This window comes from Sporosarcina sp. SG10008, from assembly GCF_044569405.1.
In the GTDB taxonomy this organism is placed as follows: domain Bacteria; phylum Bacillota; class Bacilli; order Bacillales_A; family Planococcaceae; genus Sporosarcina; species Sporosarcina psychrophila.
In genome coordinates this window covers 2,306,219-2,321,438 of sequence record NZ_CP172607.1, presented here as the reverse complement: position 1 = coordinate 2,321,438, position 15,220 = coordinate 2,306,219, and the positions used below count along the sequence as shown (strand labels likewise).

Genomic DNA, 15,220 nt, shown 5'->3' with positions numbered 1-15,220 from the left:
AAAACACCGGAAATCCATCGACCAAAACTCGGCGGGATTCCGGTATTATTTTTGTGTAAATCAACACTTCTGTTGATTTACCAAGAGTAACTATATAAGTTGAAATAAAGACTCCCATCAAATCCGTTACGGCGCTCGGGGATGCCTCCAGCCCTTAGCCAGATGAGGTATCCTTTAAACTATATGGAATAGCCTCTTGGCATTAACGGTATAATTTCTGCGGAGAATGCAGAAATTATACCAACCGAACTCTTCGTTGTTCGGTTGGCTACCCCTAGTAACGCGCCTTCACTCAGTTCATATAGGTATTCATTTGTTCAACATATATAGTAGTTTATTTTACGTGAACCATCAGTCGTTGTTACTTGGAAAAGCAAATGTTGACGCGGATTCACTGTTCTCTTCAAACCACTTTTCTGAAATGGTTTTAGTCTTGGTGAAGAAGCGGGCTTGGTCAGGCCCAAACATATGCCCCTCACCGAATCTCGAGCGTTTCCAACCGCCAAAGTTATGATAACCAACAGGAATTGGAATTGGCACGTTTACCCCAACCATGCCGACGTCAATCTCCGTTATAAATTTGCGAGCGGCTGCTCCGTTATTTGTGAAAACTGTGACACCGTTACCGAGCTCATGTGCATTGATTAAGTCGATTGCTTGCTCTAATGTATCTACCCGAACGACATTACGAGCAGGTCCAAATACCTCTTGCTCATAAATCTCCATGCCAGGTTTGACGTTATCTAATAAGGTAGGACCTAGATAGAAGCCATTGGAATTTTTAGCGATGTCTGGATTGCGACCATCGCATACGAGTGTAGCACCTTCTTCTAGGCTACGGTCGATAAAGCCAATGATCGCGTCCTTTGATTGCTTTGTAATAACAGGCCCAAAATCAACGTCTGAATCTGTGTATGGCCCTACTTTTAATTTTGCGATTTTATCCGCCAGTACTTTGACGAGGTTATTCGCTGTTTCTTCGCCAACGGGAATGATTGTGGAAATAGCCATACAGCGTTGGGAAGCGGCACCATAGGCCGCGCCTAAAAATGCGTTTGCGACCTGTTCTAAATCTGCATCTGGCATGACGATCATATTGTTTTTACCGCCACCTAATGCCGTAACGCGCTTGCCGTATTTTGAACCGGTTGTGTAAATATAATCAGCGACTGCTGTGGAGCCAACAAACGAAATGGCTTCAATAGCAGGGTTTTCTAATAGTTCGTTGACCGCATCCTTGTCTCCATTGATGACTGTCCAAACACCATCTGGTAAACCCGCTTCTTTCCACAGTTCCGATAAAAATAATGAGGAGCAGGGCACGCGCTCGGATGGCTTTAAAATGACGGAATTGCCAACTGCGACCGCCATAGTTGTAATGGCAAGTGGCACCATCACTGGAAAGTTGAATGGGGAAATCGCTGCAACAACGCCGAGTGGTGCTTTTGCGGAATAAGCATTAATATTCCCACCAACATTGACGGAGTACTCACCTTTTAATAGGTGAGGGGCATTGATGGCTAAGTCGACGGATTCTAAACCACGTGTGATTTCACCCTTGGCATCCTCGATTGTTTTCCCGCTTTCGATACAAATGATGTCGATGAGCGCATCCATACGTGCGGTCATCAATTGACGAAACTTCATGACAATTTCAACGCGTTTGCCAATCGATAGGGCGCGCCATGCCGGAAAGGCTGCTTTAGCTGTTGCAATTGCGCTTTGCACTTCCTCTTTCGTTGCAATAGGGACGCGTGCAATCACTGCCCCTAAACTAGGATTGAAAACATCTGAGAAGTGACCACTTGTGCCTGCAACGATTTCACCATTAATAAAATGCCCTAGTTCTTTTACCTCTGTATTTGTTACCATACATTCATTTCCCCCTTGTATTTTACGCTTTTTGCAGTAGTTCATTTAAAGCGTGCGTAAGTTTTTCAACAATCACATCTTTTTCTGCTAATGAAATAATCAGTGGTGGAGCGAGAGTTAACGTATTGTTAAAGCCTGCAACCGTGACACCATTTTTCCCGATGATTAACCCTTGTTCTTTACATAAAGCGATGACTTTGTTGACAGCAGTTACATCAAGTGGCGCTTTGCTGTTTTTGTCACTCACAAGCTCAATGCCAATCAGTAAGCCTTTACCGCGGATGTTGCCGACATTTGGATGATCCTTTAAGCGTTCTTGTAGTTCCGCATGAATAATTGCGCCCATTTCTTCTGAGCGAGCAAATAAATTTTCATTTTCCATGATTTCGATATTTTTGAGGGCAACTGCACAAGCTGCTGGAGAACCTCCGAATGTGTTGACGTGGCGGAAAAAGTCGTACTCCTCACTCCCATTGAATGCCTCATAAATTTCCCGACGCACAGCTGTAGCAGATAACGGCATATAAGCACTTGTTAAGCCTTTTGCCATTGTGACAATATCCGGCTGAATGCCATAGTTTTGGAAGCCAAATGCTTTGCCTGTACGTCCGAAGCCGCAAATTACTTCATCGACAATGAGCAGGGCCCCATGCTTTTCACAAACTGCTTTTACCCCACGCAAATAGTCCTCATGGGGCATAATCACGCCGCCACCGGTAATAATAGGCTCAAGTATTACGCCGGCAATCGTCTCGGATGATTCCCAAGTCATGACATTATCGATTGCCTGAACAGACGGTAAGGCAGTTGGCTCTGTAATATGATCTTCGTTTGCACGGTAGGCATCTGGTGGTGCAACATGGAGGAAACCAGGTGCTAACGGTTCGTACTTATATTTGCGTTGTGCTTGCCCTGTTGCCGCTAATGCCCCCATCGTATTGCCGTGGTAGGCACGATAGCGGGAAATAAATTTGGTGCGATTTGTATGACCTTTTTGCTGATGGTATTGACGTGCGATTTTGAAGGCGGCTTCATTCGCCTCTGAACCACTATTAGAGAAAAACACAACATAATCATCGCCTAATAATTCGCTGATTTTTTCGCTCAGTTGAATGGCAGGGATGTGCCCAACGGATAGAGGAGTATAGGCATTTTCCAGTAATTGCTCGTAAGCGACTTTGGCGAGTTCCTCTCGCCCGTAGCCAACGTTCACACACCATAAACCAGACATGGCATCTAAATAACGTTTCCCATCAATGTCCGTTATCCAAGCGCCCTTCGATTTCTGAATGATTGTCGTCGCGTTTGGGTTGTAGGGCTTCATGGAATGCCATACATATTGTTCATCTTTTACTTGCCAATTTTGACTCGTTAAATTCGTCATCGAGCATCATCACTCCTTCATTTATCACCATGCTATCACTAGCGTTGCATAAATACAGGCAGAAAATTCACTCTATTAAATTTCACAGTTCAGAGCCAAAAAGGGTAACACTTCAATAGAGATGATTCCATCTATTTGGTTTTTATTTACAATTATACTTGTGCGACAAGTTCGTTTTCATTTGGATTTGGAAGGGTACCAGCTGGCTTTATCCATTATAAAAGAACTTTTAGTTTGCAAAAAAATAACGAATATTTTGAGTATTTAGAGCGAGTGGGTAGAATTAATGCGACGCTAGTGTCATGCTATAAATCTATTATCCGATTTTTCGGTAAAAATAGCATTATACACAATGTAAAATAAATAGGCTGTTGCTTTTCACATAAGGTGAGTGAAGAGAATGGTTAGTTGTTGCTAAACAGTATTAACTCTAGTGCTAATCGCTTTTCTGTTTGCATAAAATCTGAGCCTAGCAACTGCTCAATTTTTTCCAAACGATGGTACAGTGTTTGTCTAACGATAAACAGGCGTTCGGCAGTGTCTTTTTTTTGACCATTGGTGTGTAAATATACTTTTAACGTTTCGACTAATTTACTACTATGCTTGCGGTCATAGTCAATAACCGGCTGTATATATTCGGTCATCATGTCCATAATATATGGATTTTTTTGTAATTGCAAAATTAAATGATGGAGGTGTAAATCCTCGTAAAAATACGAAAGCTGTGGATCTTTCCATCGAATGTGTAAGGTGTCTTTGGCTGTTAGAAAGCTAGTATTGAGAGCTTGGAAATGAGTCACGTATTTTCCTACAGCGACTGAAGTTTTAAAGTCACCATATTTATATTTTTGCTGATTGTCATGGATTTGTGTAATGGCTTGTTCCATACGTTGCTTATATGTTTCTTGCGCATGTAAATTCGCTAAAATAAAAATAAGCTGTTGTTGCTTTTCTATGATAAACGGATAGAATTCTAACTTCTCTAAGACATTGCGCGTAAACAGCTTATAGTACGTTAAATCACTGCTTTTGCTTTTGTGGATTTGAAGAATCATGACCAGCCAATTACTTGTTGTGATATCTGCATGATGGTCTTGCAGGAAATGCGTCAATTCCTCCATATTGGATAACCCATTCAGCCATTGCTCTAGAACTTCACGATCCTCCACAGCCTTTTTTTCCTCGCTATACAAAACCCGCAATAAATAGTGTGAAAGTGCAATAACCGTGCGATCTAAAATCAGTGCATCGTATTCATTGACGACGCGCTGTGGGGAAAACAAACAAACCTCCCCATAATATTGGTTGAAAATATTCACCTCACAGCGAATAACATGTTTTTCCACATAATCAGGGCTTGACTGTTGTTGCATCTTATCATACTTGTCCTGCTGAATATTGGGAATAAACACAGGCTTTTGCCCATTAAATGTAAAGATGACCTGCAAGCCAAGATGTTTATAGAGGTGCATTAAAATTTGCTCGTAATTGTTGGCGGTCAGTGTATATTTATTAATTTGCTGTGCGTAGTTCTCTAGGTTTTTCACCATGCCATATTGCTGATTGATGAGGATACTGTGTATTTCTTGTGTGATTTCGACAAAGGCTACCTCCTGATGAAAGATGATGAGAGGGAATTGGTAGTCCGTCGCCAGTTGCTGTATGCAATCAGGAATTTCTTGAATGACGCTACCGAGCTCAATGCACAGCCCAGCTGATTTGGATGCTATTAATTGGTGAATAAAGTGATGGAAGTCATCATCATTGTTTTTCAAATGAATACCCGTAGTCAAAATTAATTCATTGCCCTTTAATAATTTGGCAGCATCCATAGTTTCGACGATATGCACCCATTTGATGATATTGAGTTGCCCCTCTGCACCAGCAAGAAGCTTCGCGCTACTGAATAACTTTTTCGTCAGTACATCTGCTATAGTGAGTGGAAATTCATTCATAGTGTCCTCCTATCACGCATAATTATTGATGCGTCAACACATCTTCTATTAAAAAGGCCATATACAAATTGGTTTTTGTAAAAGGGTTGGTGGCGTCTATATCTAATAGCAGTTCAACTTTTTTGATTTTATATAGGACAGTGTTGCGATGAATGAATAGACGTTCACTAATTTTACTCGTACTGCCGTTTTCTTCAAGGAAAATACGTAAAAATGACACGTAATCGGTGTTGTGTAAATCATCATATCGATAAAGTTGTCCAAGTATATCCTGGCTAAAAGATTCAATTAATGTCCGGTTTTGCACACCCATAATAATTTTATAGGCTCCAATTTCTTTATATTTGTATAAGAAGCGGTTGTTGTGCAACTGTGCTAATTGAATGACAGTGAGTGATTCCTCGTAGCTTTTATGGATGTTTTCGTAGTCTTCATAAAAATTCCCTTTGCCGATGATGACATTTAAGCTGCCACTTTTCTGGGTGATCTTTTCGTAGATGTCTTCAACTGTTTTTGAGAAAGGACTATTGGATGTAGTGATCTGTGTTCGATTGATGAGAAAGATGAGGTGGTTTTTGTGCTTGAGTCTTAAAAACCGTTTATATCTATTTTGGAATGCAAACTGAATGAGGACCTCGTAACGGCCAATGCTACTGCGTGCATCTGTTGTCGTACAAGTGATGATGGCCAATTCTGCGCCTTGTGGAAATCCAAGTTGGGTTAAATTTTGCCTTGTGGAATCGACGTGTTGTTTGTAATGAAACAGTAAGTTGTAAAGGACTTGGTCTTCGGTGGATTGTTCTTGCTCGTGGGTGGCGATAAATTGAAATGTCGTTTTTAAAAGGTCGGCTACACGGCGGTCCCAAGGCATTTGGAAAATGGGCAATTCATGCTCATTGGCAAACGAGATGACCGATTCGGAAATGTCAGGAATATAAGGTCCCGTATTCACGATAATACCAGCTATTTTTTTAGTGTACGCCAGTTTAACGAGTTGTTCTAAGGATGTATTTTGGTGTGGAAAGTTAATGCCTGTTGTTACAACTAATTCATTTGGTCGGCAAAACGTGATTAAATCAATGCTTTCTACTACGTTAATACCTGAAACTTTTCGATACAAACCGCTTTCTCCAGCTACTAATGTCAGCATCGGGAATAGAGCCCCCTCTAGGATTTTGCCAATCGTTCCCATAACAGCCCCCCTTATTATACAAATAACGTACCATAAATATTGTGCACTTGCACATACTTTCTTAGTTTTATATCCATATCTTCCAAATAGTTTCTATTTTATGATTGTCATAAACAACCACTTATCGATAACTATTAATTTAGAATTTTCGTAAACAACCACTATTTTATTACTGTGAAAGAGAGGACTTGCATATGTATAAATGTAATAGTAGTAGATTACAGGGGTTAATTGAACAATTTAGTCAATTTGGTGCAACTGCCAATGGAGGCGTAACCCGTTTGTCCCTTTCAAAAGAGGATGTATTAGCGAGAGACTATTTTTGTGAAATATGCATAGAGTTAGGCATGGACATTCAAGTAGACGATATGGCAAATATCTATGCGATTCTACCAGGAAAAAAAGAGTGCCCACCCATCGTAATGGGATCACATTTAGATTCGGTTGAAAAAGGTGGCAGGTTTGATGGTGTCTTAGGTATTTTAACCGCAATAGAGGCGATACGAACGTTAAAGGAAAACGACATTGAGCTCGAGATCCCATTAATGCTTGTGAATTTTACGAATGAAGAAGGTGCGCGCTTCGATCCGGCGATGATGAGTTCCGGTGTCATTGCTTCAAAATTCAGTAAAGAAAAAATGCTAGAATCTATCGATAAAAATGGTATTTCCTTTCAAGAAGCATTACAGGCGAGTGGCTACGCGGGGGAGCAAGGAAATCGCTTAACAGAAGCCCTTGCATATATTGAGCTGCATATTGAACAAGGACCGGTATTAGCAGCAAAGCAACGTGACATTGGGGTGGTAGAAGGCGTTTTAGGCATGGTGTGCTATGAAATTACCGTGACAGGTGAATCAAATCACGCTGGCACAACGCCAATGTCGATGCGTAAAGACCCGATGATTGTGGCGTCTCGTATAATTTCATCTTTGCATGAGCAGCTAAGTAAAATCGACGAAGCGCTTGTGTTCACATTTGGGCGTATGCACGTGGCACCTAATATTCATACAGTCATTCCGAACGAAGTAGTGTTTACTATGGATTCGCGTCATCAAAATCCAGCGGTGATGCTCAAAGTAGAAAAGCTATTGAAAGGTCTAGCTTCAGAGGAAAGCGGTTGCCACATTAGCCCGGTCAAGCTATGGGGGCGGGAGACCGTATTATTTGATGCAGCTATTTGCAATGAAGTGGAAAAATCATGTCATGACTTTGGTTATTCCTTCCAACGTATGTTCAGCGGGGCGGGGCACGATGCACAGTATATCGCGAGCTTCATCCCATCGGCAATGATTTTTGTTCCAAGTATCAAGGGGAAAAGTCATTGCGAGGAGGAAGAAACAACATTTGAAGACTGTGCAAAGGGGGCAGACGTGTTACTGGAAACCGTGTTGACACTACAAAAGAAGTTCAGCATGGGCGAAAAATACACACTTAACTCATGATGAGTGCAGGTTGAAATACTATAATTCGCTAGCACATTGGTTCATCACTAAAAGTTAGAGATGACGTTGGATTAAACTGCATATCATTAGAATGCGGGTTGATTGGAGTGAAGGTTGGACGACCCCAGCTGGACGGAAATTAACCACCCCTCCACGGTGGAGAGCTAGCGTATTAATGGATATTGACAAACTTTACATTAATTAATCGAAGGGTGAGGGTAGTGTGAAAAAAGTGATTACAGGTGGACTCATTGTGACAGCAACAGATATGTATGAGGCAGATATTTTAATAGAGAACGGCAAAATTGTGCAAATCGGCAAAAACTTATCAGCTTATGGAGCGGAAATTGTAGATGCTAAGGGTAAATACGTGATGCCTGGGGGAATTGATCCGCATACGCATTTGGATATGCCGTTCAACAACACGGTGACAGACGATGATTGGAAGTCGGGAACAGTTGCGGCAGCATTTGGTGGGACGACGACCATTTTAGATTTTTGCTTATCTGCGGGTGAAGAAAAACTTGCGACGGCTGTGGCAAAGTGGCATGTAAAAGCAAAGGGCAAATCAGCCATTGACTACGGTTTCCATTTAATGATTGGTGATTTAACGCCTGAAACAGAGGCCGAGTTACCGTTGTTACTAGAGCAGGAAGGGATTACATCTGTCAAGGTGTTCATGGCTTACGCGAAAGAATTCCAGGCGACAGACCGTACGCTGTTCAAAGCCTTTAAAATTGCAAAAAACATTGGCGCTGTTGTCATGGTGCACTGTGAAAATGGCTCAGTCATCGATGAATTAGTTGAGGAGGCGAAGCAAGCTGGTCAGACGGCGCCAATTTATCACGCACTGACACGTCCCGCGGAATTAGAGGGTGAGGCGACGAAACGGGCCATTGAACTAGCGCATATCGCAGGTGCCAAGCTGTATGTTGTACATGTGACGTGTAAAGAGGCTTTGGATGAAATTATCGCAGCACGTGAAAAGGGCTATGACGTGTATGGCGAAACATGTCCACCTTATTTAACGCTCGATCAGTCAGCGTTAGCACAGCCAGGCTTCGAGGGGGCGAAATATGTTTGGTCACCGCCACTTCGCCCGAAATATCATCAAGAGCATTTGTGGAATGCTTTAAAAGCCAAGCAACTGCAAACAATTGGTTCGGACCAATGTTCATTTAGCTTTAACGGGAAAAAGCAATTAGGGTTAAATGACTTTTCTAAAATACCAAATGGTGGACCGTTTATCGAAGATCGTTTCAGCATTTTATTTTCTGAAGGTGTGGCGAAAGGGCGAATTTCCATCTATGACTTTGTCGATATGATTTCGACAAGTGCCGCAAAAATTTTCGGCTTATATCCACAAAAAGGAACGATTGCTATTGGTTCTGACGCCGATATCGTAATTTTTGATCCTACGGTAAAACGTGAAATTTCAGCGAATACCCATCATATGAATGTAGACTACAACCCGTATGAGGGCTGGGAAGTGACTGGAGAGCCAATCAGTGTACTTGTGCGTGGAGAATACGTCATTAAAAACAAACAATTTGTAGGAGCATTAGGCAGTGGCCGATATATCAAGCGTGCACTACAACCGACGACCGCGCAAACAATCAACGTGTAAACATCAATCCATGAGGAGGAATGTTTCAATGACTTCGCAACTCGAACGGAATTTTGTGGAAATGACTAGCAGGATGACAAAAAATGAAGCACAAGAAGAGGCTAATCGTTGTCTGTACTGCTATGACGCACCTTGCATTACAGCTTGTCCGACAAGTATTCAAATACCGAATTTCATCAAGAAAATTGCTTCCAGTAATATGAAAGGTTCGGCCATGACGATTATGGAGGCCAACCCGATTGGTGCAAGCTGTGCGCGAGTATGCCCGACCGAGGAATTATGTGAAGGTGCATGTGTGTTAAATTCCTCGACAAAGCCTATTAAAATAGGGCACTTGCAACGTTATGCAACAGATTGGGCGATGGAATCAGACGTCGAGCTATTTAAAAAAGGTCAATCAAATGGACAAAAGGTAGCGATCGTTGGCGCTGGTCCAGCTGGTTTATCGGCAGCACGTGAGCTTAGTCGCTTTGGCTATAGTGTCACAATTTTTGAAGCAGAAGCAAAGGCGGGTGGCTTGGGCAACTACGGCATCGTGTCATTCCGATTACCGAATGATGTAGTGGATTGGGAAGTGGCGCAAGTTGTAAAGCTTGGTGTTGACATTAAAACAAACACAACAGTAGGCGTGGATATTTCTGCTGCAGAAATTTTAGCGCAATATGACAGTGTTATTTTAGCGGTTGGTATGGGGGCCGTGCCTAATCTTGGCATTAAAGGTGAGGAACTAGCTGGCGTTCATGATGCCATTGAGTTTGTAAAGCACACGAAAATGGGTGCACTGACAGAAGACTTAATCGGTAAACGTGTTGCGGTCATCGGTGCTGGTAACACAGCTATCGATGGTGCAACCTGTGCTGTGCGACTAGGTGCGGAGCAGGTAGACATTCTCTATAGAAGAACAGAAAAAGAGATGACTGCCTATCAGTTTGAATATGAATTTGCCAAGCAGGATGGCGTTGGATTTAAGTGGCTAACAGCGCCGAAACAAATTATCGGTGATGAGGCAGGGAAAGTAGTGGGACTTGAATGCGTCAAGATGAAACTTGGAGAGGCGGGTGTAGACGGCAGGCAACGACCTGAAGTAATCAAAGGGTCTGAGTTTGTTATAGAGGTGGACGCGGTCATTAAAGCAATTGGACAAACGCGCTTTGTCTCACTCATTGAAGCGTTTGGATTACAACATACGAATGGAGTAGTAGACATTGACGAAACGACTATGCAAACATCGAATGACAAAGTGTTTGCCTGTGGAGATGTCGTGTTTGGTAATGGCCAAGGGGAAGCAATGGTGGTAACAGCTGCACAGCAAGGTAAAGATGCTGCTTACATCATTCATGAGCGTTTAAGAAAACCGAGCGAGATCGCATAGGGGGGATGGAGCATGGCGGACTTACGAATTGACTTAGCGGGGATTAAATCACCGAATCCATTTTGGTTAGCATCTGCACCACCGACTAATTCGGGCTATCAAGTGCAACGTGCATTTGAAGCGGGCTGGGGTGGCGCAGTCTGGAAAACATTGGGTGAACCAATTTTAAATGTTTCATCGCGCTTTGCGGCTGTCAGCTTTAACGGACAGAGAGTAGCGGGCTTTAATAATATTGAGCTCATTACAGATCGTCCGTTAGAGGTTAATTTACAGGAAATTCTTGAAACGAAAAAAAGGTTTCCTAATCATGCCATTATCGCTTCATTAATGGTAGAGCCACAGCAGGAAAAGTGGCATGAGATTGTTAAAAAAGTAGAAGCTGTCGGGGTTGATGGTCTTGAGCTTAATTTTGGTTGTCCACATGGGATGGCAGAACGAGGAATGGGGGCTGCTTCTGGTCAAGTCCCTGAATTGGTTGAAAAGCAAACGCACTGGGCGAAGGAAGTTGCACGTACACCTGTTATCGTCAAGTTAACGCCAAACATTACGGATATTACGATGACGGCGGAAGCGGCAGTGCGTGGCGGGGCAGATGCCGTTAGTATGATTAATACGATTAACAGCTTAGCGGGTGTCGATTTAGATTCATGGAATACGGTTCCACATGTTGGTGGGAAGGGGGCACATGGCGGATATTGTGGGCCTGCTGTCAAACCGATTGCACTAAATATGGTCGCAGAATGTGCGCGAAATCCTTTTGTCAATGTACCAATTTCAGGCATTGGTGGGATTTCAAATTGGCAGGATGCTGCGGAATTTCTGCTGATGGGTGCAACAGGCGTACAAGTTTGTACTGCAGCGATGCACCACGGGTTTAGTATTGTCGAAGATATGATTGACGGACTTAATAATTATCTGGATGAGAAGGGCATTGCCTCGGTGATGGATATTGTCGGTCAGTCGGTACAACGTTATTCTAACTGGGGTGACTTAGATTTAAACTACAAAGTTGTTGCTGAAATTAATAATGATGTCTGTATTAATTGCAATAAATGCCATATTGCGTGTGAAGATACGTCACATCAATGTATTGACATGTACACAGAGAGTGGTCGTCCGATGCTAAAGGTGCGTGAAGAAGATTGTGTAGGCTGTAATTTATGCTCGATTGTGTGCCCAGTAGAAGGTGCGATTTCGATGGTCGAAAGAATGTCCTCTATTGCGCCAATGACTTGGAACGACCGTCAATCACTTATCAGCAGTTTTGCTCGTTAAAAAGTAAAGTTCATCAGTAGTGGAATATGCTCTCAAGTACAGATTTTGGTGTAGAGCCATAAAAAAGAGGTCAATTGTTTGTTTGCAGGTAAGAAAGTATACGTTTTTAGACTTGGAGCAGTGTCTAGACTGAAGCGCCTAGCCGCTCGAGTCGCTTCAGTTCTAAGTTAAAGGGGCAAAGAGCGCATTTATCTTAAGGTCATCCAGCGCTCTTCGGGTCTATCAAGGCGCCTTCCGCTATTCATTGTGTCCAGGCTCCAGGCGCCAGCCGCTTTTCATTGTTAACTGGAAATCTACTATAGGGGAGAGACATGAATGGCGAATGGTGGGGATTATTTAAAATCACCAGATTTACTTCCAGTTACACATCAAAAAAGAAGTATCGGGACATTTGGTTTTGCAGTGATTTGGGTAGGCATGGCCATCGTTTTAGCCGCCTTTGCAATTGGTGGATCTGCTATTATAAGTTTGCCATTGCCGATGGTGATTTTGGCGACAATGATAGGTTCTGTTTTAATCGGCGTATTTATGACATTAATCGGTGATATTGGTATTGAGCACGGCTTGTCCTTCCCGGTTTATATGCGTGCCCCATTTGGTACAATTGGCACGCATATACCATCGCTCGTTCGTGGGGTGACAGCGGCTTGTTGGTTCGGTCTTAACACCTATTTTGGTGCAATGGCCATCAATGGGATTTTGAATTTATTATTCGACTTTAATAATTGGTTTTTATGTTTCCTTATTTTTGCGGCATTGCAGTTAATTAACACATCGCTTGGCATTAAATCCATTGAGCGCTTTGCGGATTTTGCGGCGCCGGTTATTATTTTAATATCGTGCTGGATGTACTATACGCTTGCCGATAAAGCAACGGCACAAGGGAAAGACGTGTGGGCATGGGTGGAATCACCAACGACTGGGATGGCAGCTTTTACTGCTTTCATGGTCGTGATGATGGCGAACATGGGATTCTGGGCAACGTTAGCAGCTGATATGCCAACACTATCACGTTTCTTTAAAGCGCCAAAAAATGAGCGCAATTGGTTCAAACGCAATAAAACACAGTTAGTTGGTTCTTTAATCGTGATGCCGATTACCAACACATTTATCGTAGCCATTGGTGCAGTATGTTATATGGCCGTGGCATCTGCTGATCCGATAAATGCCTTGCAGCAAAGTGCAAGTGGAATTGCGTTAGGAATTTTATTACTGATGATTGTGTTAGCGCAATGGTCGACAAATACGTCCGCAAACGTGATTCCTGCGGCCACGATTTTCTCAAACATTGGTGGACCCAGAGTACCGTTCTGGGCTGGGGTTATCATTGCGGGAATTATTGGGATTTTAGCACAGCCTTGGAGCTTATTTGGCGTCTTAGTCAATGCGCTGTTAATCATTGGTGGTATTTTAACAGCAATTGTGGGGATATTATTCGCCGATTATTATTTAATCCGTAAACGTCGTGTGAACGTAAAAGATCTGTACGAGTTAGACGGCCAATATAAGTATATGAATGGCTTTAACTTAGCGGGGCTAATCGCTTGGGTGATTGGTGGTGTCTTAGCGAATATGTTCCCAACGTATTCTTCATTGGTGGGCTTTTTCGTGGGGGCACTCGTGTACTATGTCTTGGCGAAATATTGGTGGTTTAAAAAGTACCCGCAAGCCGAACTAGACGATCCTAGTGACGCCAAGTATTTAGGTATTACAGTTGGTCACGATTGGGACGATATTGTCGTGAAAGAAATCGAAGCAAAAGGTGAAGAATAAGAAAAGCGAGGTGTGTGTATGTCTGATCATTTACTAAGCATGGATGAAATGAAAAAAGTAGATGACTATTTAGATAGGGGCTTTAAAGTCCATTATGTGTATGAAAATTTAAGCGGGATGTTTGTCGAGTTTGAACGGCAGGAAGAAGTTCGGTTGCAGATTCTGACCGCCGACGCGCGTAAATATCTCGCGGCAAAGCTCCAAGAACAAACGCAGTTGTAAGAAGGCATGTCAATTTAATATGATGCGGTTAAAACTCTATTCTATTACTTACTAGAATAGAGTTTTAAAGTTGTACAATGATCTTCATTAGCAAAGGGGGGCCAATATGAAGGTATAAACTTTGTGGAAAATGTAGGACGTTGCAACCAAGAAAGAGGAAGTTCACCAATAAGTTTTGGTTCACTTCCTCTTTTGTTAAACATTTCATACACGTGATGGGATAGGAGTGTATTCATTCATTTCTTCTTTAAGTCTTGGATTTCCTTTATAATACTTTGTTTAGCCTTTTTTTTATCCTCTTCCAGTTCTTGAATACCTTCCATTTCTTTCTGATATTGCTCTTCTACGTCACTAGTCGCTGGGATAAAAGGCTCGTTATTGTAGTCGGTTCGTTTACCATGCCGTAGCATTTCATAAATGATCATTCCGTTATTCGGCTTACCGTTTACAGTTATCATGGGAATGGCGTCAAAAAGTACATAATAGAACGCATAGAAAATAAATCGCTCCCAAAATGTTCTATACTCGTGAAGCATCCCATTGGCTAGAAGTGCATTTATAGTAACAGCAAATACAAGATTGGAAAGAATCGGTCCCAAGTAAACACATATATATGCAAAATTATTTTTTCTTTTCAATGAGTCATAGGAAAACCAACTATACACATGATAATATTTTCGCACATCAAAGAATCCGATTTTGAAAATCCGAGGACCTGATCCAATGGTCAACCTTGGGTTCTTAACACCGAAAATGCCACTGACAATAAAATAACCAGACTCCCTCAGAAAAATGACAAGAGGTAAGATGATAAATGCTGAAGTAATCAATGACAGTAAATCTTTGAGTCCAAACATATATATATATCCCCTTCTGTAAAACAAGCTTCACAACTTGTGATACCCGCAGAAGGAAGAGCTGAACCCTTTATGTTGAAAAACGAAGTGTCTGGAAGGGATTGGTATAGAGGTTGGTTTTAGGTAGTTTTTGCTAGACTAGCACTTAGAAGTGAGTGCTCAACATAAAAGCATTTTCATAGGTGAATATAGTTAGAGAAAATGAACTACAGATTTTAGATACGGAATTAGAACGGGAATTCGTACGCT

11 protein-coding genes are annotated in these 15,220 nt (G+C 42.2%); 6 read left to right on the top strand and 5 right to left on the bottom strand.

Features of this window, described 5'->3' with window-relative positions; all coding sequences use genetic code 11:
- Positions 1 to 351: 351 nt before the first annotated feature.
- From ACGLYD_RS11215 to ACGLYD_RS11200, 4 genes are all read right to left on the bottom strand, one after another.
- Entirely contained in the window at positions 352 to 1,872 is a 1,521-nt protein-coding gene (locus tag ACGLYD_RS11215; RefSeq protein WP_399633014.1) for a CoA-acylating methylmalonate-semialdehyde dehydrogenase, read from the bottom strand.
- A 22-nt stretch (positions 1,873 to 1,894) separates the two neighbouring features.
- Positions 1,895 to 3,256 carry an aspartate aminotransferase family protein gene (locus tag ACGLYD_RS11210; RefSeq protein ID WP_340763697.1) on the bottom strand — a complete coding sequence of 454 codons (1,362 nt, stop codon included), beginning with the start codon at positions 3,254 to 3,256 and terminating at the stop codon, positions 1,895 to 1,897.
- A 404-nt stretch (positions 3,257 to 3,660) separates the two neighbouring features.
- On the bottom strand, positions 3,661 to 5,211 hold the full coding sequence (locus ACGLYD_RS11205) for a PucR family transcriptional regulator (protein ID WP_399633011.1): 1,551 nt from the start codon (positions 5,209 to 5,211) through the stop codon (positions 3,661 to 3,663).
- Positions 5,212 to 5,233: 22 nt separating this feature from the next.
- Complete coding sequence (locus ACGLYD_RS11200) at positions 5,234 to 6,403, bottom strand: PucR family transcriptional regulator (RefSeq protein ID WP_399633009.1); 1,170 nt, start codon at positions 6,401 to 6,403, stop codon at positions 5,234 to 5,236.
- Between the two features lie 194 nt (positions 6,404 to 6,597).
- On the opposite strand from ACGLYD_RS11200, the gene ACGLYD_RS11195 reads away from it, so the two are divergent.
- From ACGLYD_RS11195 to ACGLYD_RS11170, 6 genes are all read left to right on the top strand, one after another.
- On the top strand, positions 6,598 to 7,845 hold the full coding sequence (locus ACGLYD_RS11195; protein WP_340742394.1) for a Zn-dependent hydrolase: 1,248 nt from the start codon (positions 6,598 to 6,600) through the stop codon (positions 7,843 to 7,845).
- A gap of 223 nt (positions 7,846 to 8,068) precedes the next feature.
- The gene (gene hydA / locus ACGLYD_RS11190) at positions 8,069 to 9,472 is read left to right on the top strand and encodes a dihydropyrimidinase (RefSeq protein ID WP_399633007.1); all 1,404 of its coding nucleotides are present in this window, start codon (positions 8,069 to 8,071) and stop codon (positions 9,470 to 9,472) included.
- A gap of 28 nt (positions 9,473 to 9,500) precedes the next feature.
- On the top strand, positions 9,501 to 10,844 hold the full coding sequence (locus tag ACGLYD_RS11185) for an NAD(P)-dependent oxidoreductase (protein WP_231885681.1): 1,344 nt from the start codon (positions 9,501 to 9,503) through the stop codon (positions 10,842 to 10,844).
- A 12-nt stretch (positions 10,845 to 10,856) separates the two neighbouring features.
- On the top strand, positions 10,857 to 12,119 hold the full coding sequence (gene preA, locus ACGLYD_RS11180) for an NAD-dependent dihydropyrimidine dehydrogenase subunit PreA (protein WP_399633004.1): 1,263 nt from the start codon (positions 10,857 to 10,859) through the stop codon (positions 12,117 to 12,119).
- Positions 12,120 to 12,434: 315 nt separating this feature from the next.
- Entirely contained in the window at positions 12,435 to 13,892 is a 1,458-nt protein-coding gene (locus tag ACGLYD_RS11175) for an NCS1 family transporter (RefSeq protein WP_399633002.1), read from the top strand.
- An 18-nt stretch (positions 13,893 to 13,910) separates the two neighbouring features.
- Complete coding sequence (locus tag ACGLYD_RS11170; protein ID WP_067210720.1) at positions 13,911 to 14,114, top strand: hypothetical protein; 204 nt, start codon at positions 13,911 to 13,913, stop codon at positions 14,112 to 14,114.
- A 236-nt stretch (positions 14,115 to 14,350) separates the two neighbouring features.
- On the opposite strand, the gene ACGLYD_RS11165 is transcribed toward ACGLYD_RS11170, so the two are convergent.
- Positions 14,351 to 14,971: a hypothetical protein gene (locus ACGLYD_RS11165; protein WP_067210719.1), complete on the bottom strand. Its 621-nt coding sequence runs from the start codon at positions 14,969 to 14,971 to the stop codon at positions 14,351 to 14,353.
- Positions 14,972 to 15,220: the final 249 nt, after the last annotated feature.

Coding starts and splice junctions, on each gene's coding strand:
- ACGLYD_RS11215 (WP_399633014.1), bottom strand. CDS start 1,872: ATGGTAACAAATACAGAGGTAAAAGAACTAGGGCATTTTATTAATGGT.
- ACGLYD_RS11210 (WP_340763697.1), bottom strand. CDS start 3,256: ATGACGAATTTAACGAGTCAAAATTGGCAAGTAAAAGATGAACAATAT.
- ACGLYD_RS11205 (WP_399633011.1), bottom strand. CDS start 5,211: ATGAATGAATTTCCACTCACTATAGCAGATGTACTGACGAAAAAGTTA.
- ACGLYD_RS11200 (WP_399633009.1), bottom strand. CDS start 6,403: ATGGGAACGATTGGCAAAATCCTAGAGGGGGCTCTATTCCCGATGCTG.
- ACGLYD_RS11195 (WP_340742394.1), top strand. CDS start 6,598: ATGTATAAATGTAATAGTAGTAGATTACAGGGGTTAATTGAACAATTT.
- ACGLYD_RS11185 (WP_231885681.1), top strand. CDS start 9,501: ATGACTTCGCAACTCGAACGGAATTTTGTGGAAATGACTAGCAGGATG.
- preA (WP_399633004.1), top strand. CDS start 10,857: ATGGCGGACTTACGAATTGACTTAGCGGGGATTAAATCACCGAATCCA.
- ACGLYD_RS11175 (WP_399633002.1), top strand. CDS start 12,435: ATGGCGAATGGTGGGGATTATTTAAAATCACCAGATTTACTTCCAGTT.
- ACGLYD_RS11170 (WP_067210720.1), top strand. CDS start 13,911: ATGTCTGATCATTTACTAAGCATGGATGAAATGAAAAAAGTAGATGAC.
- ACGLYD_RS11165 (WP_067210719.1), bottom strand. CDS start 14,971: ATGTTTGGACTCAAAGATTTACTGTCATTGATTACTTCAGCATTTATC.